Source organism: Mycobacterium sp. 1245801.1, from assembly GCF_001673055.1.
In the GTDB taxonomy this organism is placed as follows: domain Bacteria; phylum Actinomycetota; class Actinomycetes; order Mycobacteriales; family Mycobacteriaceae; genus Mycobacterium; species Mycobacterium europaeum_A.
Map to the genome: position 1 here is coordinate 24,494 of NZ_LZKY01000217.1, position 25,611 is coordinate 50,104.

Annotated in this window: 28 protein-coding genes and 1 pseudogene; 12 read left to right on the forward strand and 17 right to left on the reverse strand. The window is 65.3% G+C overall.

The window, feature by feature from the left end:
• The first annotated feature begins 3 nt into the window (after positions 1 to 3).
• The gene (locus tag A5622_RS14010; protein WP_066879164.1) at positions 4 to 513 is read left to right on the forward strand and encodes a DUF2505 domain-containing protein; all 510 of its coding nucleotides are present in this window, start codon (positions 4 to 6) and stop codon (positions 511 to 513) included.
• 95 nt (positions 514 to 608) lie between these two features.
• On the opposite strand, the gene A5622_RS14015 is transcribed toward A5622_RS14010, so the two are convergent.
• From A5622_RS14015 to A5622_RS14030, 4 genes are read right to left on the reverse strand one after another with little or no spacing between them, the layout of a single operon-like run.
• On the reverse strand, positions 609 to 1,487 hold the full coding sequence (locus A5622_RS14015; protein ID WP_066879167.1) for a TIGR03619 family F420-dependent LLM class oxidoreductase: 879 nt from the start codon (positions 1,485 to 1,487) through the stop codon (positions 609 to 611).
• Positions 1,484 to 2,314 (reverse strand): TauD/TfdA family dioxygenase, encoded by an 831-nt coding sequence (locus tag A5622_RS14020; RefSeq protein ID WP_066879170.1) that lies wholly within the window; start codon positions 2,312 to 2,314, stop codon positions 1,484 to 1,486. The genes A5622_RS14015 and A5622_RS14020 overlap by 4 nt, the downstream gene beginning before the upstream one ends.
• Positions 2,315 to 2,319: 5 nt before the next feature.
• Positions 2,320 to 2,643: a hypothetical protein gene (locus tag A5622_RS14025; protein ID WP_066864982.1), complete on the reverse strand. Its 324-nt coding sequence runs from the start codon at positions 2,641 to 2,643 to the stop codon at positions 2,320 to 2,322.
• Entirely contained in the window at positions 2,640 to 3,917 is a 1,278-nt protein-coding gene (locus A5622_RS14030; protein ID WP_066864985.1) for an SRPBCC family protein, read from the reverse strand. Before A5622_RS14030 ends, A5622_RS14025 begins: the two co-directional genes overlap by 4 nt.
• Before the next feature lie 97 nt (positions 3,918 to 4,014).
• Here A5622_RS14030 and A5622_RS14035 point away from each other — a divergent pair, with 97 nt between their 5' ends.
• The 3 genes from A5622_RS14035 to A5622_RS14040 are packed head-to-tail and all read left to right on the forward strand — an operon-like array spanning position 4,015 to position 5,589.
• Positions 4,015 to 4,938, forward strand: a complete 924-nt coding sequence (locus A5622_RS14035; RefSeq protein ID WP_066879172.1) for a LysR family transcriptional regulator — start codon at positions 4,015 to 4,017, stop codon at positions 4,936 to 4,938.
• Between the two features lie 28 nt (positions 4,939 to 4,966).
• The gene (locus A5622_RS29690; protein WP_165827775.1) at positions 4,967 to 5,125 is read left to right on the forward strand and encodes a hypothetical protein; all 159 of its coding nucleotides are present in this window, start codon (positions 4,967 to 4,969) and stop codon (positions 5,123 to 5,125) included.
• A 26-nt stretch (positions 5,126 to 5,151) separates the two neighbouring features.
• A complete protein-coding gene (locus A5622_RS14040; RefSeq protein WP_066864994.1) occupies positions 5,152 to 5,589 on the forward strand; it encodes a nitroreductase family deazaflavin-dependent oxidoreductase in 438 nt (145 codons plus the stop codon).
• A 32-nt stretch (positions 5,590 to 5,621) separates the two neighbouring features.
• Here A5622_RS14040 and A5622_RS14045 read toward each other — a convergent pair whose 3' ends face one another.
• Entirely contained in the window at positions 5,622 to 7,127 is a 1,506-nt protein-coding gene (locus tag A5622_RS14045) for an adenylate/guanylate cyclase domain-containing protein (protein ID WP_066864997.1), read from the reverse strand.
• A gap of 86 nt (positions 7,128 to 7,213) precedes the next feature.
• Between A5622_RS14045 and A5622_RS14050 the strand changes: the two genes are divergently transcribed.
• The 3 genes from A5622_RS14050 (at position 7,214) to A5622_RS14060 (ending at position 10,063) form a co-directional block, all read left to right on the forward strand.
• On the forward strand, positions 7,214 to 7,672 hold the full coding sequence (locus tag A5622_RS14050; protein ID WP_082994591.1) for a GAF domain-containing protein: 459 nt from the start codon (positions 7,214 to 7,216) through the stop codon (positions 7,670 to 7,672).
• Positions 7,673 to 7,880: 208 nt separating this feature from the next.
• Positions 7,881 to 8,897, forward strand: a complete 1,017-nt coding sequence (locus tag A5622_RS14055; protein WP_232002973.1) for a UDP-glucuronic acid decarboxylase family protein — start codon at positions 7,881 to 7,883, stop codon at positions 8,895 to 8,897.
• Complete coding sequence (locus A5622_RS14060) at positions 8,894 to 10,063, forward strand: glycosyltransferase (protein WP_066879280.1); 1,170 nt, start codon at positions 8,894 to 8,896, stop codon at positions 10,061 to 10,063. The genes A5622_RS14055 and A5622_RS14060 overlap by 4 nt, the downstream gene beginning before the upstream one ends.
• Before the next feature lie 7 nt (positions 10,064 to 10,070).
• On the opposite strand, the gene A5622_RS14065 is transcribed toward A5622_RS14060, so the two are convergent.
• Both A5622_RS14065 and A5622_RS14070 read right to left on the reverse strand, forming a co-directional pair.
• On the reverse strand, positions 10,071 to 10,799 hold the full coding sequence (locus A5622_RS14065) for a class I SAM-dependent methyltransferase (RefSeq protein ID WP_066879181.1): 729 nt from the start codon (positions 10,797 to 10,799) through the stop codon (positions 10,071 to 10,073).
• A gap of 134 nt (positions 10,800 to 10,933) precedes the next feature.
• Positions 10,934 to 12,262: an adenylate/guanylate cyclase domain-containing protein gene (locus A5622_RS14070; protein WP_066879184.1), complete on the reverse strand. Its 1,329-nt coding sequence runs from the start codon at positions 12,260 to 12,262 to the stop codon at positions 10,934 to 10,936.
• A gap of 60 nt (positions 12,263 to 12,322) precedes the next feature.
• On the opposite strand from A5622_RS14070, the gene A5622_RS14075 reads away from it, so the two are divergent.
• The 5 genes and pseudogenes from A5622_RS14075 (at position 12,323) to A5622_RS14090 (ending at position 15,519) form a co-directional block, all read left to right on the forward strand.
• Positions 12,323 to 12,691 (forward strand): VOC family protein, encoded by a 369-nt coding sequence (locus A5622_RS14075; protein ID WP_066879187.1) that lies wholly within the window; start codon positions 12,323 to 12,325, stop codon positions 12,689 to 12,691.
• Positions 12,619 to 13,395: pseudogene (locus A5622_RS30760) on the forward strand (BadF/BadG/BcrA/BcrD ATPase family protein); the annotation flags it as partial. The gene A5622_RS14075 and the pseudogene A5622_RS30760, both read left to right, overlap by 73 nt.
• Before the next feature lie 99 nt (positions 13,396 to 13,494).
• A complete protein-coding gene (gene murQ / locus A5622_RS30765) occupies positions 13,495 to 14,397 on the forward strand; it encodes an N-acetylmuramic acid 6-phosphate etherase (protein ID WP_197508011.1) in 903 nt (300 codons plus the stop codon).
• Positions 14,398 to 14,608: 211 nt separating this feature from the next.
• Positions 14,609 to 15,181 carry an N-acetylmuramoyl-L-alanine amidase gene (locus A5622_RS14085; protein ID WP_255361699.1) on the forward strand — a complete coding sequence of 191 codons (573 nt, stop codon included), beginning with the start codon at positions 14,609 to 14,611 and terminating at the stop codon, positions 15,179 to 15,181.
• A 107-nt stretch (positions 15,182 to 15,288) separates the two neighbouring features.
• A complete protein-coding gene (locus tag A5622_RS14090) occupies positions 15,289 to 15,519 on the forward strand; it encodes a hypothetical protein (protein WP_066865019.1) in 231 nt (76 codons plus the stop codon).
• Positions 15,520 to 15,569: 50 nt separating this feature from the next.
• On the opposite strand, the gene A5622_RS14095 is transcribed toward A5622_RS14090, so the two are convergent.
• The 10 genes from A5622_RS14095 to A5622_RS14140 form a co-directional block, all read right to left on the reverse strand.
• On the reverse strand, positions 15,570 to 15,980 hold the full coding sequence (locus A5622_RS14095) for a cupin domain-containing protein (RefSeq protein ID WP_066879192.1): 411 nt from the start codon (positions 15,978 to 15,980) through the stop codon (positions 15,570 to 15,572).
• 12 nt (positions 15,981 to 15,992) lie between these two features.
• Positions 15,993 to 16,763, reverse strand: a complete 771-nt coding sequence (locus A5622_RS14100) for an SDR family oxidoreductase (RefSeq protein WP_066879195.1) — start codon at positions 16,761 to 16,763, stop codon at positions 15,993 to 15,995.
• Positions 16,760 to 17,170, reverse strand: coding sequence for a GNAT family N-acetyltransferase (locus A5622_RS14105; protein ID WP_066879199.1), 411 nt, complete (start codon positions 17,168 to 17,170; stop codon positions 16,760 to 16,762). Before A5622_RS14105 ends, A5622_RS14100 begins: the two co-directional genes overlap by 4 nt.
• A gap of 5 nt (positions 17,171 to 17,175) precedes the next feature.
• Positions 17,176 to 17,487, reverse strand: coding sequence for a hypothetical protein (locus A5622_RS14110; protein ID WP_066879202.1), 312 nt, complete (start codon positions 17,485 to 17,487; stop codon positions 17,176 to 17,178).
• A gap of 93 nt (positions 17,488 to 17,580) precedes the next feature.
• Positions 17,581 to 18,111 carry a cupin domain-containing protein gene (locus A5622_RS14115; protein ID WP_231998451.1) on the reverse strand — a complete coding sequence of 177 codons (531 nt, stop codon included), beginning with the start codon at positions 18,109 to 18,111 and terminating at the stop codon, positions 17,581 to 17,583.
• A 17-nt stretch (positions 18,112 to 18,128) separates the two neighbouring features.
• On the reverse strand, positions 18,129 to 18,896 hold the full coding sequence (locus tag A5622_RS14120) for an SDR family NAD(P)-dependent oxidoreductase (protein ID WP_066865036.1): 768 nt from the start codon (positions 18,894 to 18,896) through the stop codon (positions 18,129 to 18,131).
• Between the two features lie 563 nt (positions 18,897 to 19,459).
• Entirely contained in the window at positions 19,460 to 22,396 is a 2,937-nt protein-coding gene (locus A5622_RS14125) for an RND family transporter (protein WP_066865039.1), read from the reverse strand.
• Positions 22,393 to 22,818 carry an MmpS family transport accessory protein gene (locus tag A5622_RS14130; RefSeq protein WP_066865042.1) on the reverse strand — a complete coding sequence of 142 codons (426 nt, stop codon included), beginning with the start codon at positions 22,816 to 22,818 and terminating at the stop codon, positions 22,393 to 22,395. The genes A5622_RS14125 and A5622_RS14130 overlap by 4 nt, the downstream gene beginning before the upstream one ends.
• A 241-nt stretch (positions 22,819 to 23,059) precedes the next feature.
• A complete protein-coding gene (locus A5622_RS14135) occupies positions 23,060 to 24,088 on the reverse strand; it encodes a methyltransferase (protein ID WP_066865045.1) in 1,029 nt (342 codons plus the stop codon).
• Between the two features lie 46 nt (positions 24,089 to 24,134).
• Entirely contained in the window at positions 24,135 to 25,604 is a 1,470-nt protein-coding gene (locus tag A5622_RS14140) for an MFS transporter (RefSeq protein WP_066879205.1), read from the reverse strand.
• Positions 25,605 to 25,611: the final 7 nt, after the last annotated feature.

Genomic DNA, 25,611 nt, shown 5'->3' on the forward strand with positions numbered 1-25,611 from the left:
CATATGTCGCGATCATTCGACGTCTCGACCGAGTCGTCCGCCACTGTAAAGCAGATCCATTCCGCCTTCGGCCGCGAGGACTATTGGCTGGCCCGCATCGCGGCCGCTGACGGCGTACTCGTCACATTGGATTCTCTGCTGGTCGACGACGACGGCACGGTGACGGTCCGCACGACCCAGCACCTGGGCCGCCAGCTCCTCCCTGGACTGATCGCCAAGTTCGTCACCGGTGACGTGAAGATCGTGCAGGCGGAGACGTGGCGACCGGACGGTGACGGGCAGGTGCGCGGACACGTCAACGTCTCGGCGTCCGGCGGTTTGGGGTCGGGCCGCGCGGAAGTCTGGCTGGCGCCGACGGACGACGGGGGCTCGCAATTGCGGTCAGCCTTGCGGGTCGAGGTCAAGCTCCCTTTGGTGGGCGGCAAGCTGGAGAAGTCCATCGGGTCTGACCTGGCCAAGGGCATCCCCGAGATGCTGCGCTTCACCACCACGTGGATCATCCAGAACACCTGAGGCGTGGATCGTCGATCGCGGCCTTCGGGCCGGATGCTCCACGTTGATTTAGCCGGCAGCCGCTAGGGGTCGCGGATGGTCATCGCCAGTCCTGTCTACTGCGTCCGCGCGTCGGCGCCGAAGACTTCGCGGTGCAATTCGATCAGAGCGTGGAGTTGCTCGAGGTAGTGCCGCAACGAATGGTGGACGAAGCGGGCCGACAGGGTCGTGGTGCCGCCGTCGGCCAATTCCCGCAGCGTTTCCTGGGTCGCTTCGGGCTTCCCGGCCGGGTCGAGGGGCTGCTCAGCTGGCATCACCACCTCGAAATCCGGTGGCAGGTCAAACCGCCGAAGCCAGTCCGCCGCGGTGCGGATCGACACGTAGTACGGGCACCAGCCGTCCGCGAGGGTGACCGCGCGCCGTAGCGAACGGCGCGTGCGCCCGCCGACCCAGATCGGCATGTGCGCCTGTACCGCACAGGGATCCACCGTCAGCCCGTCGAACGAGTAGAACTCGCCGTGATACGCCGGCTCGTTGCTCGTCAGAGCCGCCCGCAGCGCCTTCAGGGCGTCGTCGCCGCGGGCGCCGCGGTCGTCGAAAGGCGCACCGAGCAGGTCGAACTCCTCCTTGAGCGAGCCGACGCCGACCCCGAGGATCACCCGCCCGCCGCTTACGTGATCTAGTGTGCCGTAACGCTTTACGATCGCCAGCGGATGGTGGTATCCGAGCACCAAGGTCATGGTGGCCAAGCGAATCCGCGTGGTGCGCCCCGCCACGTAGCCGAACGTGGCCAGTGGATCCCAGTAACGCGCTCCGCGCCGCCCGGATTCGGTCGATGGGATACCGATGTGCTCGCTGCAGGTCATGTGTTGGTAGCCGAGGCGATCGGCGACCTCGGCGGCCCGGCTGATGTCCTCGATGCCCGCGTCTTTTTCCCACTCCAGCGGTGCCCCAGCGACATTGGTGACGACCGGGGTGGCGATGCCGACTTTCACTGCAGGGGCTCTTCGCCCGCGAGGATGGTTCGGTGCATCAGTCGCCCGCTGTCCGCCGGATACGGCAAGACCCGGTGCATGGTTCCGGTGTTGTCCCAGATGAGCAGGTCGCCCGGCTGCCACTGATGCTGGTAGACGTATTGGGGCTGGGTGGCCCAATCACGAAGCCGGGCAAGCAGAGCGCGGCTTTCCTCTACCGGCAAACCGATGACGTAGTCGGACGTCGCGCCCAACAGCAGCGACTTGCGCCCGGATTGGTGGGTCCACACGATGGGGCAGGCCTTGGTGGGCGACTTCTGCCAGAACGCCACCTCGTCGTAGCTCATCTCCGGGGTGACGTAATACTGTGACCGCTCCGCGCTGTGCACCACCCGCAGCTTCGCTATCGCCTCCTTGTCGGCGTCCGGAAGGTCTTCGTAGGCCGCGTAAGTGTTGCAGAATTCGGTCTGCCCACCGGTGTCGGAGAGCTGCACCGCACGCAGCAGCGTGGCCAGATTCGGTAGCGGCTGCAAGGAACCGTCGAAGTGCCAGAACATCGAGCCTTTGAGATATTTGGCGCGCTGGTTGACCTTTTCGTCGAGGGAGATCTTGTTGATGCCACCCTGGCCTTCGTTGGCGACCAACGTGCCGAGGGTCTTGGCGATGGCGACTTGCTGCTCGTCGCCGATGTCCAATCCGCGGAAGAACACCACACCGCGCCGTTCGAGTACCTCGCGAATGGTCGAAGCCTCGCGCCCACTCAGCAGCGTGTCGAGATCGGTCCTGATCTCGCTGCCGATTCTCGGGGTGAGGTCGACAATCTCCAGCTGTGCGGAGGTGAGTCCCATGGTCTTCAGCCGACTCTCGTGAGGATGGTGTTGGCCGAATGCTTGACCCGCGGCTGCTTCCACAGCTCGACCGCCAGTGAGACGGTGATCAGCGAGTAGAGCAGGTTGCGCAGGTTGGCGACGTCGTCGGGCAGCGGCTCGGAGTAGTCGAACTTGTCGATGTAGGCGACGGCCTCCTCGGCGTGCGGAAACACCTCGTCGTAGAAGGCCCGGATTTGCTCCATCGAGCTGTTGACGCGTTTGACGTAGCGCTCGTGGCCGTCCTCGATCGCCCACTCGGGCACCAGGTGCTCGAGTTGCGAAAACTCCGGCGGCAGTGCGGTGTTCATTGCTGACCCGATTCGCCGGCCGCGACATAGTCGCCGACCATCTTGTGCAGGTGGCGCAGCAGGATCTCCTCGTCATTCATCGTGAAGTGGGTCAGCACACCGCTGTTGAGCATCGCCTGCAGGCCCTCCGACGGACTGGCGTCTTCGAGGATGATGTCGTTGAGGAAGGTGACGGTGAGCTCCTGGCCGAGCCGTTCCCTGTGCGTCTTGGGCGGCTGATAGAACATCTCGACTTCGAACACGTGCGAGTGCGGTCCGGTGGGCCAGTGGGCGTGGGTGGTGAACCCCGATGCGCCGAAGATGAGGACGAAGTTGGGGAAGAACTGGAACGAGTCGAACCCGTACTTCTCGGACCGTGTGGGATTGATCCCTGGAGGCATCGGTCCCCGGTCGAGCTTTTTGTTCCAGGGCCCCGCCGCGCTGGCTTCCATGACGCATTCAATCGGCTTGGAATATGGCGTCTTTCGCGATGGCTCACCGGCGAAAGAGAACATCCGATGCGGGCCGCTCAGTTGGTAGGCCAGGGCATCGGTGAACGGGTTCGGCTGGTCGAAGGCGTCCCTGGCCTCCGCGGTGAGAGCGCCGAACGACGACGCGTGCAGGTACGGTCCGTGGTAACTCTCGGCGAAGCTGTCGACGAAAATCTTCCAATTGCACTGCAATTCGGCCGAAAACTTATAGACCTGGTGCGGGCCGTCAAATGGATAGCCCTCGAGGCCGTGGGCCAGTTCGCCGAGGAAGGAACGCAGCGGCTCGGTGTTGTCCGGGTTGAGGTTGATGAAGATGAAGCCTTCCCACACCTCACACTGCACCGCCGGCACCCGGCAGCTGTCGGCGTCGAAGTCCAGCAGCAGGTCCTTGCGGGTGGCCGAGTGCAGCGAGCCGTCCAGCTTGTAGCGCCAGCCATGGAAGCGGCAGTACAGCAGCGGAGCGCGGCCGGAGACTTCTTGGAATGGGTCGTCTTCCCACAACATCTTGTTGCCCCGGTGCGGGCAGATGTTGTGGAAGGCGCGGATCACCCGGTCCTTGCCGCGCACGATGATGATCGATGTGTTCAGGAATTTGAACTCGCGGGTGAAGTAGCTGCCCGTGCGCGGGACGCGTTCGACCCGTCCGACGTAGAGCCAGGTCTTCTTGAAGACGTGTTCGCGTTCCTTCTCGTAGAACTCTTCGGACACGCAGTCTTCGAGCGACACCGGGCCGCGGCCGAGTTCGGGATATGCGTCGGTCCAGTGCCCGGTCGGGGGCTTGGCGACGGCGATGGGCTGATTCATCCCCGTTCCTCCTACGTGGTGCGGCCGACGGTAGCAGTCGCGCGAGGCACCAATAAGGTGTACCGACGCAACACCCTGTTGCATACTTGGAACACCGATGGAACAGAATCTGCCGTTTGACCTCAATGCCCTGCTGGTATTCGGCAAGGTGGTGGACTGCCGCAGCATCTCGAAGGCGGCGACATCGCTCGGAATGCCCAAATCCACGGTGAGCCGCAAGCTGACCAAGCTGGAATCCGACCTGGGCATCAAGCTGCTGCGCAAGAACACTCATCAACTCACGGTCACCGACCTCGGCGAGCGGATCCACGACCACGCGATGAACATCTTGGCCGAGGCCAATGGCGTGCGGGCACTGGTGGAGGCCAGCAAGCAGGAACCGCACGGGGAGCTGCGGGTCGCGATACCGGTGAGCCTCGGCATCGACTACGCGTCCCGGGTCGGCGCCACCTTCCTGCAGCGGTACCCCCACTCCCGGTTGGATATTCGGTTGGTCGACGCGATGGTCGACCCGATCAAAGACGGTTTCGACGTCGTGTTCGGTCCGGGACCGCTGCAGGATTCGACGCTGATCGCACGAAAAGTGTTTGACCTGAATCTGTTCCTCTGCGCCTCGACGGGATTCGTGCAGACGCTGCCGGAGCCGGTCACCGATCCGTTGCAGTTGAACGCGCTGCCGTTCATCGACTTCGGCTTCTGCGGGCCCCAGAAGCTGGCGCTGACAAAGTTCGACCGACGATTCGAGCTGTCTCCCCGGGTGCGGGCCCGAGCCAACAACTTTCAGGTGTGCAAGGAGTACATTCTGCAGGGCCTCGGCATCGGCGCGATGCCCACCCAGATCATCTGCGCGGAAGAATTGAGACAGGGCACCATCGTGCCGGTCCTTCCCGAATGGGCGGTCGAACCCCTCGCCGTGCACATGATCTACCCCTTCGAGCTGTCCTTCTCCACCCTGATCAGCGCCTTCTACGACACGGCCTGTCAGATCATCGTCGAGAACATCGCCAGAGCCGAGACCTAACGCTCGTCGACAATGAGACAATCGCCTGATGTCCAGCGAATCCGAAAAGCGACCGCCGGCCGCGCCCACACCGCCACGGGTGCAGGTCACGCCCGAGGACGTGGAACGGTACGCCGACGAGGACCAGGCGCGCGAGGCGCTGGACGAGCGCCGGCTCCGCGACGAGCAGCCGCCGCATCACCACTAGCCCTAAAAAGGCGCAGACTGGTAGCTATGAGTCTGGCAGAAAAGCTGCTCCCGCAGGTGCTGCGGGTGCACGACACGGTGTATCAGAAGACGAACGGCTGGATCGGTCACCGCACGCTGTGGATACCGAGCCTGCTGCTGCATACCGTCGGCGCGAAGACCGGTAAGCAACGCACGACGTCGCTGACCTACGCCCGCGACGGTGACAACTACCTGGTGGTCGCCTCCAAGGGAGGCGCGCCCGAGTCTCCGGGCTGGTACCACAACCTGAAGGCGCATCCCGACGTCGAGATCAACGTCGGCCCAAGGCGTTTCGCTGTCACCGCACGACCGGTGCTGCCCGACGATCCGGACTATTCGCGGCTATGGCAGATCGTCAACAAGAACAATCAGAACCGGTACAACGAATACCAGAAGCGGACGTCGCGACCCATCCCCGTCGTCGTCCTGGCCCCGAAAGGCTAAAGGCCGCAGGCCGCGCAGCTCAGGTCGCGCCCCTAACCGAGAGCGAAGACCCGTACCTCCGCCGATTTCCCCTTCAAAGCGTGCGGTCCCCGATCGAGGAGTCCGGGCGGTCGAGAGGCCAGTGCGTCAACGCACGAACCGGTGATAAGGATGGCGTCACCCGTCGTCTTGGTGAGTTGCTCGACGCGCGCGGCGACGTTGACCGCGTCACCGATCAAGGTGAACTCGAGCTTGCCTGCGCCTCCTATGCTGCCGGCGATCACCTTGCCGGTGTTGACGCCGATTCCGATGCGAAGTTCACCGCCGAATCGCTGCGTCACCAGACGATGGATAAGTGCGGCCGCTCCCACCGCCGCGTCAGCATGGTGTGCGAGGTCGTTGGGCGCCCCGAATACGGCCAAGGCCCCGTCGCCGAGGAATTTGTTGACGTGACCACCGGCCTCGACGACGGCGGGCACCACGATTTCGAACAGCGCGTTGAGCCGGGCGACCGTGTCCTCGGCGGAGTTCGCCTCCGCGAACGGGGTGAAGTCGCGAATGTCGACGAACATCACGGTCACCTCGCGGCGCTCACCGGTGAACACGTCGTCGCCCTGCTGAAGCAACCGCGCGGCCAAAGCGGGATCGACGTAGGTGCCGAACGCGCCCTGAAGTCGTTGGCGCTCAGCCAAACCCGCCTGCATGCGGTTGAACGACGCGGCCAGTGCACCCAGGTCGTCGTCCTGAACGACCGGCAAGCGTCGGCCATAGTCGCCCGCGGCGACGCGTTCGGCGCCTTTGGCGAGGTCGCGGACGGGTTGCAGCGAGAGCGAGAACCCGATGCCGACGGTGATCGGCACCGCGAAGACGAGCGTCAAGGCGCAGCCGACCAGGACGGACAGGATCGGGGCATCGCTGACCGGGTGCAGCACCGTCGCAAGCATGGCGCCACCGACGGTGTACGCGAAGGCGGCCGCGAGCATGGACACGTTCGATCGCGTGGCAAACGTGGGGCGCGAGCGCGGCAACGAATCGCCGATCCCCGTGTCACCGGCGAGGGCGATCCTGACGGGCCGCTGCATCGCCTCCGCGATGCTGTGAAAAGCGATCAGCTGCACCGCTATTCCGATGACGGCGCCGCGGATCCCGTATTGCAGCAATCGTGGCCCCGTCGCACCGGCGATCGCGCCGACGACGACCGACAAGGCGGCGGCCCATATGCCGGTACCCCACACCGTTCGGACGGTCGAGCTGCGCACATACCGGTACGTGGCCTCGAGGGCGGTCACTCCGTCGGCGCCGTCGCCCCTGGCCCACTGTTTCACCAGGCGCGCCCATCCGTGGTCCGGGAAAACCATGATGCCTACGAGCACCACCACGGCGACAACGGTGACGGCGGTCGCACCGAGGTAGCGGCCGGACTTTTCGGAGACGACGATCGGAAGCGACACGAACACCGTGTAGACGGGCAGCGACACGAGAAACCCCGCAGCGCACAGGGCCCACCAGTAATACCTCGGTCCGCAACGATCCCATGTCCACTGCCAGATACGGTCCATGCCGGGAGGTTAAAGCGTCCTCGGGGGCGATGCGCGGGAAAAGGCCCACATCGGCCCGGGCGCGGCGCCGAGGCACGATGTCTCCCATGGTTGCCGTGTACCGCGCGCCGATGCGATCCCGCAACGATGCCGTCGACCCACAGGCCGCGATCGATCGCGCCCGCCGGCTCGGGGTGTGCGGGTTTGGGCAATTCGTGAACCGGCCGGGCGAACAGGAGCGGCTTGTCCATCGGGTCGACCGATTCGTCGACGTCGACGAAGGCTCGTTTGTGTGGACCCGCGACACCCACGGGTGGTTCTGGTTGGGCCGCATCTGCGGGCCTTACTGCTACGACACCGACCCAAGCGCCGCAGCGGTGGACTTGGTGCACATCCGACCCTGCGAGTGGCTGTCCGTCCCGATGCTGGAGCAACACGCGCCGGTCGCCGTCATCGCGACATTTCGTCGAGGCGGACGGAACTTCCAGGAGATCCATCACGCCTCGGTCGGTGTTGAGACACAAGCCATTTGGGATGCGCGGACGAATAAGCCGGCCGGAACCTAGAGCACCGCGGCGCTGCCCAACGCGCTTGACGTCGGCGAGTGCGGAAACGCGGCGACGACCGACGGTGAACCGGGGCAGCGCACATTCCGACGTGCACGCTGATGGGCGTCGTGTTCGCATCGACGGTGAACTTCCGCTGAACGAACCAATAACGCCAGTGTGAGTCGGGACAGTTTCAGCGGGCGTCTTGTAGGAAGTCAGCTCCGCCATGCGAAGCTACGTGTTCGATGGCCGGAACCAAGGAGTGCAAGCAGTGAGAGCCCTCGTCGCCGGCGCCGCCGGATTCCTGGGGTCCCACCTGTGCGATCGTCTCCGCCGCGACGGCATCGAAGTCATCGGACTCGACAATTTCTGCACCGGTAGGCGCGAAAACATGGTGCAGCTCGAGGCAGACCCGGGCTTCCGTTTCATCGAGCACGACATCACCCGGCCCGTAGCCGCGGTCATGCCAGGTCCACTGGACGTCATCTTCAACCTGGCCTGCCCCGCATCGCCGCGCGCCTACCAGCGCGATCCGCTGTTCACCCTCGAGACCAACTACGCCGGGACCAGAAACCTACTGGAACTGGCGCGCGAGCGCGGGGCGACGATCCTGCAGGCCTCCACCAGCGAGGTCTACGGGGATCCGACTATCCATCCGCAGGTCGAAACCTACTGGGGCAACGCCAACTGCTTCGGCATGCGGGCCTGCTACGAGGAAGGCAAGCGGGTTGCGGAGACGCTGATGCTCGAATACGCGCGGCGCTACCGCGTCCGCATCAAGGTCGTCCGCATCTTCAATACCTACGGTCCGAGGATGGATCCGGCCGACGGGCGAATCATTTCGTCGTTCATCGTCCAGGCGCTACGCGGTGAACCGATCACCGTCTTCGGGGACGGCAGCCAGACCCGTTCCTTTTGTTACGTCGACGACCTCATCGAAGGGCTCGTGAAAATGGTGGCGAGCGAAGCTTCGTTCACCGGACCCGTCAACCTCGGCAGCCCAGCCGAACGCACCGTGCTCGAAACAGCAAAGCTGATCAAGGAAATGACCGGCTCCCCCTCCGTGACGGTCTTTCAGCCACTGCCGGCGGACGACCCGAAGCAGCGCAGGCCGGACATCGCCCTCGCCGAGTCCGCCCTCGGCTGGAGGCCGCGAGTCAGTTTCGAAGAAGGCGTCGAGCGGACAATCGAATATTTCACCGGCATCGCCGGATCCGGCTCCCAGACAGGCGTCCAGTGGTGAGGATTGCACTGGCTACCTTGGGAACTCGGGGCGATGTCGAGCCGTGCGCCACCATCGGTCGCGAGCTGCAGCGCCGCGGTCACGACGTACGCATGGCGGTCCCGCCAAACTACCTTGGCTTCGTCGAGTCGGCGGGGCTTGCTGCGGTCCCCCACGGCCCGGACCAGATTCGGCAGAACGCGGAGATCGCCCGCAAATACGGGGAGACTCCGAACCCAGTCTTCATGGCGTGGGTGATTGCCGAGGATCTCAAACGACTCTGGCCGCAGCTGGGCACGGCGCTCACGTCACTGGCACACGGGGCGGACCTATTGTTGACCGACGCGAGCCAGCAGGGGCTGGCCGCCAATATTGCGGAATACTACGACATTCCGCAGGCCGCGCTGCACATCTACCCGCTCGGGCGTGACACGGGTACGCAAGTAACCAAAGAGGCCGAAGACGCCGTGCGCCAAACGTTGGGCCTGCCGGAGGGATCGGGGTCCTCGGCGCGACAACCGCTGGAGATCCAGGCCTACGACGAACTCTTCTTCCCCGGGCTGGCAGCCGAGTGGGCGAAATGGGATGTCCGACGGCCTTTCGTTGGCGGGCTGACGCTGGAATTACCGACGGAGGTCGACGACGAGGTCTCGTCATGGATTGCCGCGGGCACGCCGCCGATTTACTTCGGCTTCGGGAGCAGCGCGCGAGTCGCTTTCCCCGCCGGCTTGCTCGAGATGATCAGCTGGGCCTGCGCGCAACTAGGCGAGCGTGCGCTGATCTGCAGCGGCGTAAGCGATCTGGCCGACATCCCGCAAAACGACCACGTGATGGTTGTGGGCGCGGTGAACCACTCAGCCGTCTTTCCCGCTTGCCGTGCGGTCGTTCACCACGGGGGCCCCGGCACCACGTTCGCCGGCATACGGGCCGGCAAACCCACGCTGGCCCTTGCTGTTTCGGTCGATCAGCCGATGTGGGCTGCTGCGGTCGGCCAGCTCGGCGTCGGCATCGGACGGCACTTTTCCGCAACCACTCCGGATTCTCTGCTCGCCGACCTGCGGGCCATCCTCACTCCGCATTGCGTAGCTCGGACCCTCGAGGTCGCCGCCCAGATGGCCACACCCGCCGAAAGCGCCGCCACCGCAGCCGGTCTGCTGGAAGACGCGGTCGTCCAATACGCCGGCTGAACGCCTGTCAGCGCTCATCGGAGCGGCGAAGTTGCGTGTCCGAAACGCTCCGATAAGACGGCATCTCGAAGTCGGGGAAAGCGCAGATGTCGCCGCGATCCCTGACCCGCTCTAACCAGTAACGCTGATCGGCGGCCGAGGTGCAGGCATAGATTTTCATGTACGTCGCAGCGAACGGGAACAGGAAGCCGTTGCCGACAGCCTGCCAAACGGCTGCCGCCACACCGGGGGTTTCGACCCCTCGATAGTCGTCCAGCGCGATCACCCCCCGTCTGGCCGTGTGAGTCACGGCGAGGATGATGTCATTGGCGACGCACTGGTACCCGTGACAACCGTCGATGTGGACGAAGCGGAGGCTGCGGTCTCCGAGATCGAGCTCTGAGGATTCGCAGACCTCCAGCGTTGGCCGGCGACTGTGGAAACGGTCCCAGTTGGTGAGGAACTGCTGTTGGTCCAAGCCCGAGTACTGCTGGCGTGGGGCTTCGGCGATGTCGGCGTGGTTCAGCACGGCGCCGAACAGATCGCAGATCACCAGTTCTTCGTCGTCCCGCAGGCCATAGCCCATCAAGATGGCGGACTTGCCTTGGTATGCGCCGATTTCGAGCATGTCGCCCTTGACGCCCTCGGCCGTCTGGCAAGCGAGCAGTTTGCTGAACAGCTCGACGTCGGCCTCGAAAAACCAGCCGTCGACCTTGTCCATCTGCTCGGTGTAGAGGGCCCAAGTGGCATCGGTCATGACGCGCTCCTGCGCATGAACTCCTCCAGCGCGGTTGTGGGCCGCCGATTTTCGCGAGGCCAATATGGCGAGCGGCGTGCGGTTTGAACGGTATCAGTTCTGCGCCCAGCCGCAATCGATGCCGCGGCCAGCCGTCAGCCCTCGACGGCGAACAGCCCCCACTCGCCCGTCACACCCTTGAGGGTGTGCTCGCCGCGACCGGCGAAGCGCAGGTCTGACCCGGCGACCAGGTCGACGACGATGCGCGAAACGAGCACCTCGCCGGCCCGGGCCGCTGCCGCCACCCGCGCTGCGATGTGGACGGCGATGCCGCTGATGTCGTCGTCGCGCAACTCGACCTCACCCGTGTGTACGCCCGCCCGAACCTCGAGACCAAGGCTCCGCATGACGTCGCGGATCGCCATGGCGCACCGGATCGCCCGCGCGGGCCCGTCGAACCGGGCGAGAAAGCCGTCGCCCGTCGTGTTGACCTCACAGCCCTTGAAGCGTGCGAGCTGGCGTCGTACCTGGGCGTCGTGCCTGCCGAGCAGCTCCTTCCACCGTTGGTCGCCAAGCTCGACCGCCCGCTTCGTCGAGTCCACGATGTCGGTGAACAACACGGTGGCCAGGACGCGCTCGACCGCCGGCTGCGGGCGGACGCCGGTGAGGAACTCCTCGACCTCGTCGAGCAGCGCGTCGGCGTCACCCGTGAAGAACAGATGGTCGGCGCCGTCAATCTCGACGAACTTGGCCCCGGGGATGCGATCGGCGAGGTAGCGACCCATCTCGCACCTCACCATCCGGTCGTCGTGCCGGTGCAGCACGAGCGTCGGCGCCTGGATCGCCGGCAGCACGTCACGGATGTCCAGCTGCGGATAAAGCGCGAAGATGTTGCGGACCATGCCGGGGCTGGCCGCCACGCGCTGCAGCCGCGCCCACCACCGCCGAAAATCGGCGTCGCCCCGCCGGCTCGGCGCCCATGCACCCAATCCGACGCCCTCGCCCCAGCCTGCCGCGCTCACCTCAACCAGCGCCGACAGCTGCTCCTCGGTGACACCGAGCGGGTAGTCGGCCGTTCGGAGCAGGCGGGAGAACGAGCCATAGAGGACAAGCGCATTCACGCGATCGGGATGGCTGGCCGCCGTCAGCATCGCCATCGTGCCGCCTTCCGAAACGCCCACCAGGTCGGCGCGTTCACATCCGGACGCATCCATGACGGCGCGCAGGTCATCGACGGACTCTTCCAACGTCGGCGCGTGCATCACCGGATCCGAGAGACCGGTGCCCCGCTTGTCAAAGGTGACGACGCGACGAAAGGACGCGAGCCGCGAGTAGAAGTGAACGACCGACGGCTCCTCCAACATGATGTCGAGGTGCGAGATGAAGCCGGGCGCGACGACGAGGTCGGGACCCATTCCGGCTACCGAAAACGCGATGTTGAGGCCACCGCTCTTGGCATAGTGAATGTCCGTCGGGACGTTCATGGTCGAACCTTACGCCGCGTGGGCCCTACGAAGGCGCACGGAACGGATACCGTGCATGGCATGCGTCGGGTGGACTACGTCATTCACTATGTCGAGTCGCTGCGCCGGTCGGTGGCGTTCTACCGCGACGTGATCGGCCTTCAGGTCCGAATCGAGGGCGACGGCTATGTCGAGTTCGACATGGAGAACACCAAGTTCGCGCTTTTCGAACGCTCGAAGCTGCCGGAACTCATCGGTCGCGACGGCGGCAACCCGCCCTGCGGAGAGATCGGCTTCCTGATCGACGACGTCGACGCGGAAGCGGAACGGTTGCGCGGGCTCGGTGTCGAGATCCTCACCGGGCCGGTGGATCGACCATGGCGCGAACGGACGCTGCACATCGCCGACCCCGACGGCAACGTCGTCGAATTCGCGCAGAAGCTGCGGTGATACTCGCCGTCGACCTCGGTAAGACGTCCTGCCGGGCCGCGGCGGGCGGCCGCAGGGCCGAGGGCGCGGGCGCGCCGGGGCTCGCGACGCCCGGTGGCGTGCGGGCCGCGGAGGCGGCCATCTTGGCGGTGGCGCAAAATTTCGGGCCGGTCGACGAGGTGGTCGTGGGCGCCGCCGGTGCACTGGCGGCACCCGACGCGGCGCGCGCACTGGGCGACGCGCTGTTGGCATCGCTGCGGACCCGATACGTCGCGGTGACCAGTGACGCGGTGATCGCGCACGCGGGCGCGCTGAACGGACAGGCGGGCGTCGTGCTGGTCGTGGGCACCGGCGTGGTGGCGCTCGCGATCGACACGACCGGCGCGCTGCGCACCGCCGACGGCTGGGGCCCCTGGCTGGGCGACGAAGGCGGCGGCGCGTGGATCGGCGCCGCCGGGCTGCGTGCGGCGCTACGCGCCCACGACGGGCGCGGTCCGTCCACCACGCTGCTAGAAGCTGCACGCGCCCGCTTCGGCGCGCCGGAGACCTGGCCCGCGCAGCTCACGGGCGCCGCCGCGGTCGCGTCGTTCGCGCCCGACGTCCTGGCGGCGGAGGGTGACGCCGCGGCGCTGGGGATCGTCAGCGCCGCCGCGCAGGCGCTCGCCGCGACCGCCCGCGCGGCCAGCCATGGCCCGGTGGCCTTGGTCGGCGGGCTGGCGGGAGTCCAGGCGCTCCGCTCGGGGCTCGACCTCATCCCCGCGGCCGGCGATGCGCTCGACGGCGCACTGCGGCTTTCAGCGATCCACGAGCCCTACCTGATTCGCGTGCAGGCGGATCCGAAAGTCCCTGTCCCGCAAGGGCTCGACGCGCTCGCCACCGAGGCCGTGCGGCCAGGCCTGGACGACCTCGACGCACGGCCCATCGGCGAGGTCGTCGCGCTGCTCGTTGCAGCCGAGGGCGAAGCGCACGAGGCGGTGGCCACGGCGGTCCCGCAGATCGCGGCGGCGGCCGAGGCGATCACCGCGCGGCTCGAACGCGGCGGCCGCCTGATCTACGCCGGTGCCGGGACACCCGGCCGGCTCGGGGTGCTCGACGCGGCCGAGTGCGGGCCGACGTTCGGCACCGACCTGGTGCGTGGCGTGATCGCCGGCGGGCCAACGGCTTTGACCGAGGCGATCGAGGGCGCGGAGGATGCGTTCGATCCCGCCGACCTCGCGGACTTGACCGCCGCCGACGCGCTCGTCGGGATCACGGCGTCGGGCCGCACGCCGTACGTGGTGGGAGCCCTCGCGCACGCCCGCACGGTGGGTGCGTTGACCGTCGCGATTGTCAACAACCCGCTAAGCGAAGCGTCCGCCGACCTCGTGATCGACCTGCTGACCGGGCCGGAGGTGCTCGCCGGGTCCACCCGGCTCACCGCCGGGACGGCGCAGAAGGTGGTGCTCAACGCGCTTTCGACGAGCGTGATGATCGCGCTCGGCAAGGCCTTCGGACCGCGGATGGTCGACGTGCGGGCGACCAATGCGAAGGTGCGTCGCCGCGCGGTGCGGATCGTTCGCGACGTGGCCGGCGTCGACGAGGAGACCGCGACGGCCGCGCTGGCCGCCGCGGGCGGTCACGCCAAGACCGCGATCGTCGCATTGCTCGCGGGCCTCGACGCGGCCGAGGCCGCCGCCCGGCTCGACCGGGCGCGCGGACGCGTGCGGGCCGCGTTGGGTGGGACATGAATGAAGTCGTCCCGCGGGCCGGGGTCACGCCCGTATCGTGAGAATCGTGTGTGAGCCAGCGTGCGGCCCGCCGGCTCTGGTCAGCCGCCGTCAGCTGTTAGCGCTCGCCGGCGGCGCCGGGGCGGCGTCCCTGCTCGGCGGCCCGCCGTCGGCACCGGCTCCTCCCCCGACAATCGGTGCGCACCTGACCGCCACGACTTCGGCACTGCTGCTGTGCCGGGACGCCTGGGGCGCCCGACCGGCCCACTCCGGAGGGAAGCGCCACACCATCACCCGGATGACACTGCACCACGAGGCCGTCGTCCTCGGCGAAAACCGCAATGCCCCAAACCATCTCCGCCAGGATCAGCGATTCCACCAGGATCAGCACGGATGGGTCGACATCGCCTATCACGTCGGCATCGACCGCAATGGCAACATCTACGAACTGCGCAGCACCGAGATCGCGGGCGACACCGCGACGGACTACGACACGACGGGCCATTTCCTGGTTCTGTGCGAAGGAGACTTTGATCAAGACGCCGTGCCGGAGGCCCAGCTTCAGGGGGCGGCGCGCGCGTTTGCCTGGGCCGCCCAGAATTTTCGCGTTTCGACCGACACGCTGGCGGGCCATCGGGACCTGGCCCAAACCTCGTGCCCGGGTCGAAACCTGTACGCCCACCTATCCTCGGGCGACCTCAAGCGCCGCATCGACGATCTCCTCGGCGCGGGCGGAGTGGATCTTCAGCGCTTCTGCGGACCCGACGCGGCCGCACGGGTCGCGTCAATCGAGGCCGGCAACTGACCACCGCCATCCGCTCGTCGGAGGCCGCCGGGATGCGAATCGCCGGAAATGTTTGCAGTCCTTCAGCAGCGGGCATCTCGCTGAGCACGGGCTAAGAAGGGGTCAGCATGTCGGTCACACATCTCAGCGGTTTCGCCAACGCCTGCCAGGAGGCCGTGACGGCCGTCCTCCATGCCATCACCACTCACGGGGACGAACGCCGAGAGCACCTCTCTGATGCCAAATCGGCGGTCGACACGGCCTTACGCGATGCCCATAGCGGTGAGGAATGGTACCTGGCCGAGCACCTGCGTCAGGGGATCAAGGGTGTGGAGACCCGCCTGCGCGACGCTTCCTAGCCGCTCGCCATCCCACTGGTCGTCCTCGTCGACCTGGCGAGCCGAGCCAGTCAACCGGTGACGCGCAATCCCTTTCGCTGCGCCAACTCCTCGCCGGTAACCCGTTCGAGCATCGGCTGCCCGGGCACGCGGAACAGGGTGAGGACGAAGCTGCAAGGAATGTCGGTGCGGTTGTTGGCGTCCTGATAGTGGATCACGTCGCCGCCCGGCCCCCAGAACGCGTCTCCAGCGCGCAGGACGCGTGGCGGCTCACCCTCGATCTCGAACAACAACTCACCGTCGATCATGTAACCGAACCCCGGGCCGCCGGGAAGGCGATGTGGTGGGTAACCCGGGGCCCCCGGCGGATGGCTGATGAGAACCGTCATCACATGGGCATCGTCGGGAATCAACGCCGACGGTACTTCCTGCAACACGGTCATAGTTGAGGTCGATTCGGAGTCGGTCGTGTCCTGCACCATTCGTTGCCCCTCTTATGGTTGCGAAACGGGCGCACGACCGGAGTGTGCGTCGATCCAGTCGGAGTATCGGGTGGTGAAGATGGTGGCGTTCTCAGCGGGCGCGAGGGTGTGATCGTCGATCACGGCACCGAAGTAGGGCGCCAGTGCGTCGGTCACGACGTGACGATGATCGCCAACGGCGGCAAGGCCCATGCGAACAAAGTCGTCCATCCCTATTGCCTCTGGCCCGGCGATCTCCATCACTGCGTTGATGGGGCTCCCGCCGGCCGCGTGGGCCACGGCCGTCGCGACATCGTTGGCGGCGATAGGACGAAACAACGCGTGCGGCAGCCTGACCACGTCACCTTCGGTCGCGGAATCGGCCAGTCCAACGGCGAATTCGAAGAAGGGCGTCGCTCGCACGATCGAATAAGGCCGACCGGACTTCCTGATCAAATTTTCTTGAACGGCTTTCGCGGTGTTGTAGCCGCTGTCCGGCATCGTCTGCGCACCCACAACGGACAACGCCACATGGTGGTTGACTCCGGCTTCTTGTTCAGCCGCAAGGAGATTGGTGGTCGTGGTGGTGAAGAAGCGCATCACGGGTTCATCGTCGAACTCTGGCGAATCAGCGACATCGACCACCACATCAGCACCGGCGAGCGCGCCGCCAACGCCTGCGCCGGTGAATGAATCGACACCTGATCGGCGTGAGGCCGCGATCACGTAATGCCCCTGGGCGCTGAGCTTGGAGATGACTTTCGAGCCGATCAGCCCGCGTCCGCCGATGACGACGATCTTCATGATGAACCTTTCACAGTTCGGGTTTCGTCGGGCGCGGCAGGCCGCGACACCGGGCGGAGCAATCCCCGGTATTGGTCGGTCACCAAATCCCGATATTCAGGATGGCGCAGGATGTAGTCACCCGTGATCTTGCACCGCGGGATAACCGTGTGCCCGGCCCTGCGGATCAGTGTGAGCACACCACCGATCATCGCCGAGGACACACCCCGATCACGCCATTGCGAATCGACTTCGGTGGCCATCAACACGATGTGGCCGCGGTAGCGGCGGTAGGGCTGCCAACCGATCACCTGGTCGTCTACGGTGGCCTCGAACCGACCTTCTCGGGCGTTGTCGGCGATGATTGTTAGCAGACCATGGTTTGCCCTGCGTTCGATAATGCCCATCGGCGTTGGTGATTCACTCATAGCGGTCAGCCGACGTCCTCGTCATCCCGGTCAAACTCTTCGCGCGCCACACCATAGAACGATGTGCCGTCGTGTGGGCTGCCACTGATCTGACCGCGGTGGCGCCGGGGCCGCAGCGGCGGTTGTTCGGTGTACCCGAACTCGGGCTCCTCAGCGGCCAGGCGCTCATCCAGCGCCAAATTTTCCTTGGGCGAGATCCATCGCAATGGAGCGTCGACCACGATGTCACCATCGTCGTTGCGCACCTCGTCGGAGTCCAGAGATTCGCTGGGGCCCAGCGTGTTATCGGGTCCCGGGTCGTCGTAGTCGCCGTCCAAGGTTGTCCTCCTTGACTTTTCGCTCGCCGACCTGTGGCTTTCCCGCCGACTTTGCTTGTGTGTACCGGGATTTCGGACTCCGGGGGTCCACTATCAAATAGGTTCACCGGGGAATTTCAATCCGAAGCGTTTGCATAGTTCGGGGACGCTGTCGACATCCATCTCAAGTTCGTACCGCGCGCAGAGTTGATCCAGCGTCTCTGTCGATATCTTGGCTATGCCGCCGAGGTCGGAAAGTTCATCGAAGAACTGCTCAAATCCTGCGGGGGAAATGATCTCCAGGATGCGGGCCGGCTCATCGCCCGCGTTCCAGAATGTATGCCATTGGCCTCGTGGCTTGAAAATGAAGTCGGCTGGTCCGCCATAGAGCACCTCGTCGCCAAGCAAAGCGCCCACGCGTCCCTCGATGATGAAGCTGTACTCATCTTCGTTGTGGTGGCGATGAAGTGGTGCGGCCAACGCTCGGGGGGACATGGGATGCTCGAGCACGGAGAAACGCCCTTCCGCCTGAAACCTATCCAGGATGTGGCGGATACCGACCGTCCCGTTGAACACGTACTTGCCTTCGGTGCGGCCGACCGACTTGGCCGACGGGCCGCCTGGCCTCAAGATGTCGTTTGTCACTGGGATCCTCCGTCAGCTCAGTTGCGCCCGGCCATGATGCCGCCGTCGACATTGAGAATCGCGCCGGTGACCCAGCTGGCCGCGTCGGAGAGCAGATAGGTGATGGCGTTGGCGACGTCGGCGGGGGTGCCGACTCGCCCCAGGGGATGAATTGGCGCGAAAGTGTCCAGGGTGGAGTCGATCTCGTCCTTCGGGACCCACCGCTCGAGAGCGGGGGTTTTGACGGCAGCCGGCGCTACGGCGTTGACGCGGATCTGATGCCCGGCAAGCTCGATGGCCAGGTTGTGGGTGAGCGCATGCAGCCCGGCTTTTTGCATCGAATGGCCGGTCGATGGGGTCACGCCCAGTGCCTGATGCGCCCACATGCTACCGATGTTGACGATGGACCCGCCCTCGCCGCGTGCGATCATGCCCGCGACGACGGTCTGCGTCAGGAAGAACAAGGCGAAGTTCAGCTCCATGTAGGAGTCGTAGTCCTGCGAGTCGTACGCGAGAAACGGCTTCGGGATGAAGAATCCGGCCGCATTCACCAGGAGCGTGGCGTCGCTGTGATTCTCGGAAAGCGCGCGCTGCGCGTCGGCGACCGCCGCACGGTCCGTCAGGTCGGCGACGATGCCCGAGGCTTCCCCGTCGCTCGTCAGCTCGCTGACGGTGTCGTCGACGCGCGCCTTCGACCGTCCGACGATCACCGCGCTGCCGCCGTGACCGACGATGTCGATCGCGACCTGCCGCCCCATGCCGGCACTACCGCCGACAACGATGACCTTCTTGCCATCGAAATGCATAAGCGGGGTCCCTTCCTGGCTCTCCTTGACAGCTACGAGTGGACCCGGACGGACGATCCCGCGGTCGCTCGTACCTAGGCTGCGGCCGGCCCGGGTGAACTGTCATCACCCCAACCACCCATTCACCCGGGTGAGAATGCGCCGCCTGAAGCGACGCGTGAATGAATAGGGCGGTAACGATTAGTAATTACGTTCGCGTAAATACAGTTACCTTTGACTGCACGATCTTTTTGCGAAACGCAGACCGTTGACCCTCGCCCTGGAATCAGCCCCGATTTGGGGCGATGGCGCGTACCCTGAGCGGTATGTCCAAGACCAAGACCAGGGTCTGTGTACATTGCGGCCATACGTTCGATCCAAACGACCGGCCGCGGGATTTGTCCGATCCGGAATGGCTTCCGGCCGCCTCAGTCTATTGTTCGCATGATTGTAGTGACCGGTTCCATTGCGATATGGGTCATTGCTGCTCGGCCCACGCGAAGGGGAAGGCTCGGCGCCACGCCGCCAAGGCGGCCCAGTAGCCGAGACCATCCGGCGATCGGCGACGCCCGCTGTGCGGGGTGCTAGGTCTGCGGGTCCGGTGGGGCACCGTGCCGCGGGTGGTACAGCAGAGCACGGACCAGCGGCCGCGGGCCGACGGACCGGAGCATCTGGCTGGCCGGACGGACCCGCACTCGCTTCGGCCACCAGAACCAGCGGCCCATCACCGTCATGATCGACGGCGTGATGAGGGTTCGGACGACGAAGGTGTCGAACATCAGACCGATCCCGATCGTGGACCCGAACTGACCGATCGCCCGCAGATCGCTGGAGAGCATCGCAGCCATCGTGACGGCGAAAACCACACCGGCCGCGGACACCACCGGGCCCGTCACGCCGACGCCGCGGATGAGTCCCGTGTTCAGGCCGGCTCCGATCTCTTCCTCGATTCGGGACACCAGCATCAGGTTGTAGTCGGACCCCACCGCCAAGAGCACGATCAACGCGAATTCCGTTGCCACCCAGTGCAACTGGAAGTGGCCCAGGTGCTGCCAGATCAGCGTCGAGAATCCGAACGCCGCGCCCAACGACAGCACGATCGTGCCGACGATGACTCCCGCGGCGACGAGAGCACGGGTAACGATCACCATGATGATGAAGATCAGCACGATCGACGCCACCGCGGCGATCAGCAGGTCGTACCAGGCGCCAGTGGCGATGTCGTTGAATGTTGCGGCGGTGCCGCCGAGATAGATGTCGGCGTTCTCCAGCGAGGTGAGCTTCAGCGCCTCCTTGGCCGCGTTGCGCTCTTGCTCGACGGACTTGATGCCTTCCGCGGTCGCCGGGTCCACGGAGTGAGTGATGATGAAGCGCGCTGCCTTTCCGTCGGGCGACACCATCAGGCTCAACCCGAACTGGAAGTCGGAGTTCTGGAAGATCTCCGGCGGCAGGTAGAACAGGCTTTCCACCCGAGCGTCGTTGAACGATTTGCCCATTACGGCGTTCGTGTCGGTCAGCCGATCGAACTGATCGACCAGGTTGTCGAACGTGCTGTAGATGGTCAGCGTCGTATCGCGGATCGACTTGGTGACGGCGATGTTCTCCGGGATGATCGCCAGCAATTCGCGCGTGGCCTTGGCTGTGTTGGAGAGATCGCCGGTGAGGGCGTGGAACTTTTCGGCCAGCTGATCGAATCCGTCCAGCGCGTCGAACAGCGACCGTAGCGACCAGCAGATCGGGATGTCGTAGCAGTGCTTCTCCCAGTAGAAGTAGCTGCGAATCGGCCTCCAGAAGTCGTCGAAATCCGCGATGTGGTCCCGGATCTCGTCCGTGATGGCCGCCGTCTCTCCGGTGGTCTTCGAGCTGTCCTCCGCGGCGTCGGCGAGCTTTTGGGTTATCGCGTACTGGCGCTCCAACAGCGCGATCTGGGTGTCGAGATCTCCGATGATCTTCTTGATGTCGGCGACGCGGTCCTTGAGGTAGTTCAGGTTGCTGCGGATCGGCGCGGTTTGCACACTCAGCTGGAACGGAATGGACCCGTCTTCGATCGGTGGGCCGAGCGGTCTGGTGATGCTCTGCACCCGTTCGATGCCCGGCACCCGGAAAATGGCACCGGCAACCTTGTCCAACACCAGCATGTCTCGGGGATTGCGCAAATCGTGGTCCGATTCGATCATCAGCAGGTCCGGGTTCAGGCGGGCCTGGGTGAAGTGCCGATCGGCCGCGTCGTACGCCTGCACCGAGGCCGCGCTCTTCGGCAGGTAATACAGGTCGTTGTAGCGCGGGGTGAAGCCCGCGAGACCAAGGGCGCCAACGATCGCCAGGATGACCGAGGTCGCGAGGATGGGCGCCGGCCAGCGCACGATGGCCGTCGCCAGGCGGCGCCAGCGGGTGTAGTTGAACTTGCGCTTGGGGTCCAAAAGGCCGAAACCACTGGCGACTGCAATGAGAGCGGGCGTCAGCGTGACCCCAGCCGCCACCACCACCAGCAGTCCCACCGCGCACGGGAACGCCAGCGAACTGAAGTAGGGCAGCCGGGTGAACTTCAAGCAGGCCAGCGCCCCGACGATCGTCAGCCCGGAGCCCAGGACCACCTTGCTGACGCCGGCGAACGTGTCGTAATAGGCGGCCTCACGGTCCAGACCGCGTTCGCGGCCCTCCTGGTAGCGGCCGACCATGAAAATCGCATAGTCGGTACCCGCTGCGATCGCGAGTGAGGTCAGCAGGTTCACGGCGAAGGTCGACAACCCCATGACGCCGGTTTCGCCCAACAGCGCCACCGCGCCGCGGCCGGCCGCGAGTCCCACGAAGAGGATCACCATGGTCAGCAACACGGTGCTGATGGACCGGTAAACGAACATCAGCATGAGCGCGATGATCACGACCGTGATGATCGTGATCTTGGCCAGGCTCTTGTCACCGACAACAATCACGTCGGCGGTCAGCGCTCCCTGGCCCGCGACGTAGGCCTTGACGCCGGCGGGCGGCTTGGAGTCCGCGACGATCTTGCGCACCGCGGCAACGGATTCGTCGCCGACCGCCCCACCCTGATCGCCTTTGAGGTTGACCTGGACGTAGGCGGCCTTATGGTCGTAGCTCTCCACACCTGAGGACGTGAATCGCTGCCCCCAGAAGTTCAGCGCATGCTCGACGTGTTCGTGGTCGGCCTGGATCTTTTTGACCAGGTCGTCGTAGAACCGGTGGGCGTCCGGGCCGAGCGGTTTGTCACCGACCAGGGTGACCAGGACGAGGTTGTCGGAGTCGTACTCCTTGAACTTCTCGCCGATGTGTTTCATCCCGGTTACCGATGGTGCGTCTGACGGCGAGAGCGGGACGGAAATCTCCTCGGCAACCTTCTCCAACTGCGGGACGAAGACGTTCACCCCGATCGCGATCAGCACCCAGGCCACGACGATCGGCAGCGCCAGCGCGCGGATGGTACGAGCGAGGCGCGGTTTGCGCTCGAGCTCATAGGGCTGCGCGACGGGGATTTCGTCCGTGTCGCTGGTTTGGTCGGTCATGCCGACTTGTCCAAGCAGGAAACTTGCGCGTTGTGCCCGTTGGCCTGTTGCTGATCGACCAATTTGCCGTCAACGGTGATGCGGCAACCGATGAAGGGGCTGTCACCTTGGGCGACGACATAGGCGAAGATGCCGGGCATCTCGGCGACGATCGTCTTCGACCACGGCAATGTCGTGAAGTTCGCCTTCTGCGGCAGCGACTCCGCATCCATCCAGTTGACGACTCCGGTCGTCCCGGGCGGTCCCAGTATTTCGTAGATGGCGGTCTTGGCCGCATAGGGCGGGGTGGCATCCCGGGGATCGGGCTTGGGCAAGCCGGGTCCAGGGAAGACGCCATTGAGTCGCATCACCGCGATGCCGCCGACGGCCAGCGCCACCACCACGACCAGCGGAACCCATGCCCGCGTGAGAAGCCTCAACACCGCGCCCCCCGATTTGGAATGCCCGAAGGGCTGATATTAAGCCATCTCTTCGCTTGTGCCACGGCTAGCCGAACGCCATCACGATCGAGTTGATTCCCGGGGTGGCCGCTAGGGCGACGCTGCAGCAGCGAGCAGGCATCGTCGTCGCCCCTGTGATAGTGAAAGTCGAGCGCCTTTCGCTGATATCTCTGGCCGATCGCGTCCGCTGCCAATACATCGGCCCCCCGTGGCGGCTACCATGTCAGATCCCTACGGTTTCTATGACGGCGAACTGCCCAGCCTGTCCGACGGTGGTGCGGCGAAATCCGGTGGAGGCGAAAAGCGCGTCGAACTCTGCGATGTCGCGTTCCTTGCCACCGGTCATGACCAACATGTTCATGTCCATCATTGTCGGCAGCACGGGACCGCCGAATTCTCCGACGAGATAGTCGATCACGACGAGGCGCCCACCCTCTTGGAGGGCAGCACGGCAGTTTGTCAAGATCCGTATGCAGTTCTGGTCGTCCCAGTCGTGCAGGATGTATTTGAGCACGTACAGATCTGCGGGCGGTACCGACTCGAAAAAGTCTCCCCCCACTGCGTTAAGGCGTTCCCGCAGGCCATCTTTGCGAGCCGCCGCCGCCGCGTAGGGCACGATTTGCGGCAGGTCGAAGACGCCGCCGCGCAGCTCGGGATTCGACCGCATCATCGCCCGAAGAACCTCGCCGTTTGCTCCCCCGACGTCGAGCGCGTACTCGACGCCTCGGGTATCGACCAGCTTCGCGATCTCGATCGCAGCGGCCGCACTGAGATTCGACATGGCTTCGGTGAAATGACTCGCCTCGTCGGGATGTGTGGCTAAGTAGTCGAAGATCGTGCCAGGTATACCGTGGGCAGCCTCCATCTGCCTGGTGCCGCTGCGAACAGCATCCGGGAAGCATCCCCAGGTCAACCAATGACCAGGTGCGGCTTGCGCAAGGACCATGCCACGCAACGAGTTCGGGTCGTCTCTGAGCAGCGTGCTGAGCAGGGGCGTCCCGCTCAGCTGCACACCGTCGGCCGACGTCACAAGCCCCAGCGAGGCGCAGGCCCGGATGAGCCTCCGAGTGGCGTCGGGATCGAGGGACTCCTCCGCAGCGATCGATTCAGCCGTATCGATACTCCCAGCGAGATGATCCGCTAAGTTGAAAGTCGCTGCGGCACGAACGATCTGGGTGACCCAGTAACCAGTCAGCATGGTCATCATCCGCTCGTGGTCTCGGGCTTCGGACGGTACGGGTGGTGTGGTCATCTTTCCTCCAACTTGCCGTGCCATGTTGCGGTACCTTCCTGCGACATCACGGCGGCGGGGATGGTTCGGTCGCTGCCGACGGCTGGCCGGCCAGGGCGGGTTGCGCACCGGGCCGGTCGCGGCAGAGCGCCGCGATGTCACAGGGCACAGGTTGGCACCCGGCGACGGGGTTGGTGATCAACAGCGCGGCGCACAATGCGCCCAGGCCGAAGAGCGCAGCGCTCACCCCTAACACGTGGGCGAATCCGGTGGCGCTCGCCACGCCAACGGTGATCAGGCCCATGGATCCGATCGACATCAGCGCGGCGAGTCGCGAGACGGCGTTGTTGATCCCCGACGCCAGGCCGCCGTGTTCGATCGGCACCGAGGCCAACGTGACGGACATCAGCGGTGTGATGGTCGCGACCAGTCCGATGGCCAGCACGGTCATGCCGGGGATCAGGTCGGTGATCGCGTGAAATCCGTTGGGCTTCGGGCGAATCAGCAGCAGCCCGACCCCCGCCACGGCGGGGCCGACGATCAGGAACGCGCGTGGTCCCACCCGCGCGGCGATGCGGCCGACGTGACGGGCGAACAGGAACGACACCGCTGGGATGGGCAGGGTGGCCAGTCCGGCCGCGGTGGCTGAGTAGCCGCCGATCTCTTGGGTGTAGAGGGCGACCGCCAACGACCCCAGTGTCAACCCGCCGTAGACGAAGGCGGTGACGAGGTTGGCGGCAGCGAAGTTGCGAAAGGCGAACAGCGGCAACGGAAGCATCGGGCATCGGCTGCGGTGCTGCCAGCCCACGAAGCCGGCCAGTGCGGTAATCCCGACCACCGATGGCGTGATGACCATCGGGGCGGTCCAGCCGTCGTGTTGTGATTCGATCAACGCAAACACGGTCGCGGCCAACCCAATCGACGATAGGCCCACCCCGGCCACATCGACGTGGGCGCCCTCGATGCGCGCCGACATCGGGCACAACCAGAAGGTCAGCGCATATCCGATCGCCATGGGAATCGCAGACAACACGAAAATCCAACGCCAGCTGAGGAAATCGACGCACAGTCCTCCTAGCAGGGGGCCCAACGCGAACGCGGCTCCCGTCCATCCGGTCCAGACGCCGATCGCTGCCGACTGGTGCGCTTTATCGAACACCGAGTTGATCAGCGCCAGCGAGCCCGGCACGAGGAACGCCGCTCCCAGGCCTTGGATGAGGCGCCCCGTGATCAGCATCGTCGGCGTGATGGCGGCCGCCGCGAGAACCGAGCCCGCCCCGAAAGCCGACAGCCCGAACCGCATTACGGGTACCCGTCCGATCAGATCCGAGATGGACCCGCCGGGCAACATTGCGGCCGCCATCGCCAACAGGTAGCCGTCGACGATCCATTGCTGCAGCACCAGGCCACCCCCGAGGTCGCGCTCGGTGGCCGGCAAGGCCAGGTTGATCACCGTCGAGTCGAGGAACGCGACCATCGACACCGTGACCGCGACCACCATGGCACGTCTGGTCGGCGCCGCGTCGCGCAACCTCATTGCGGGG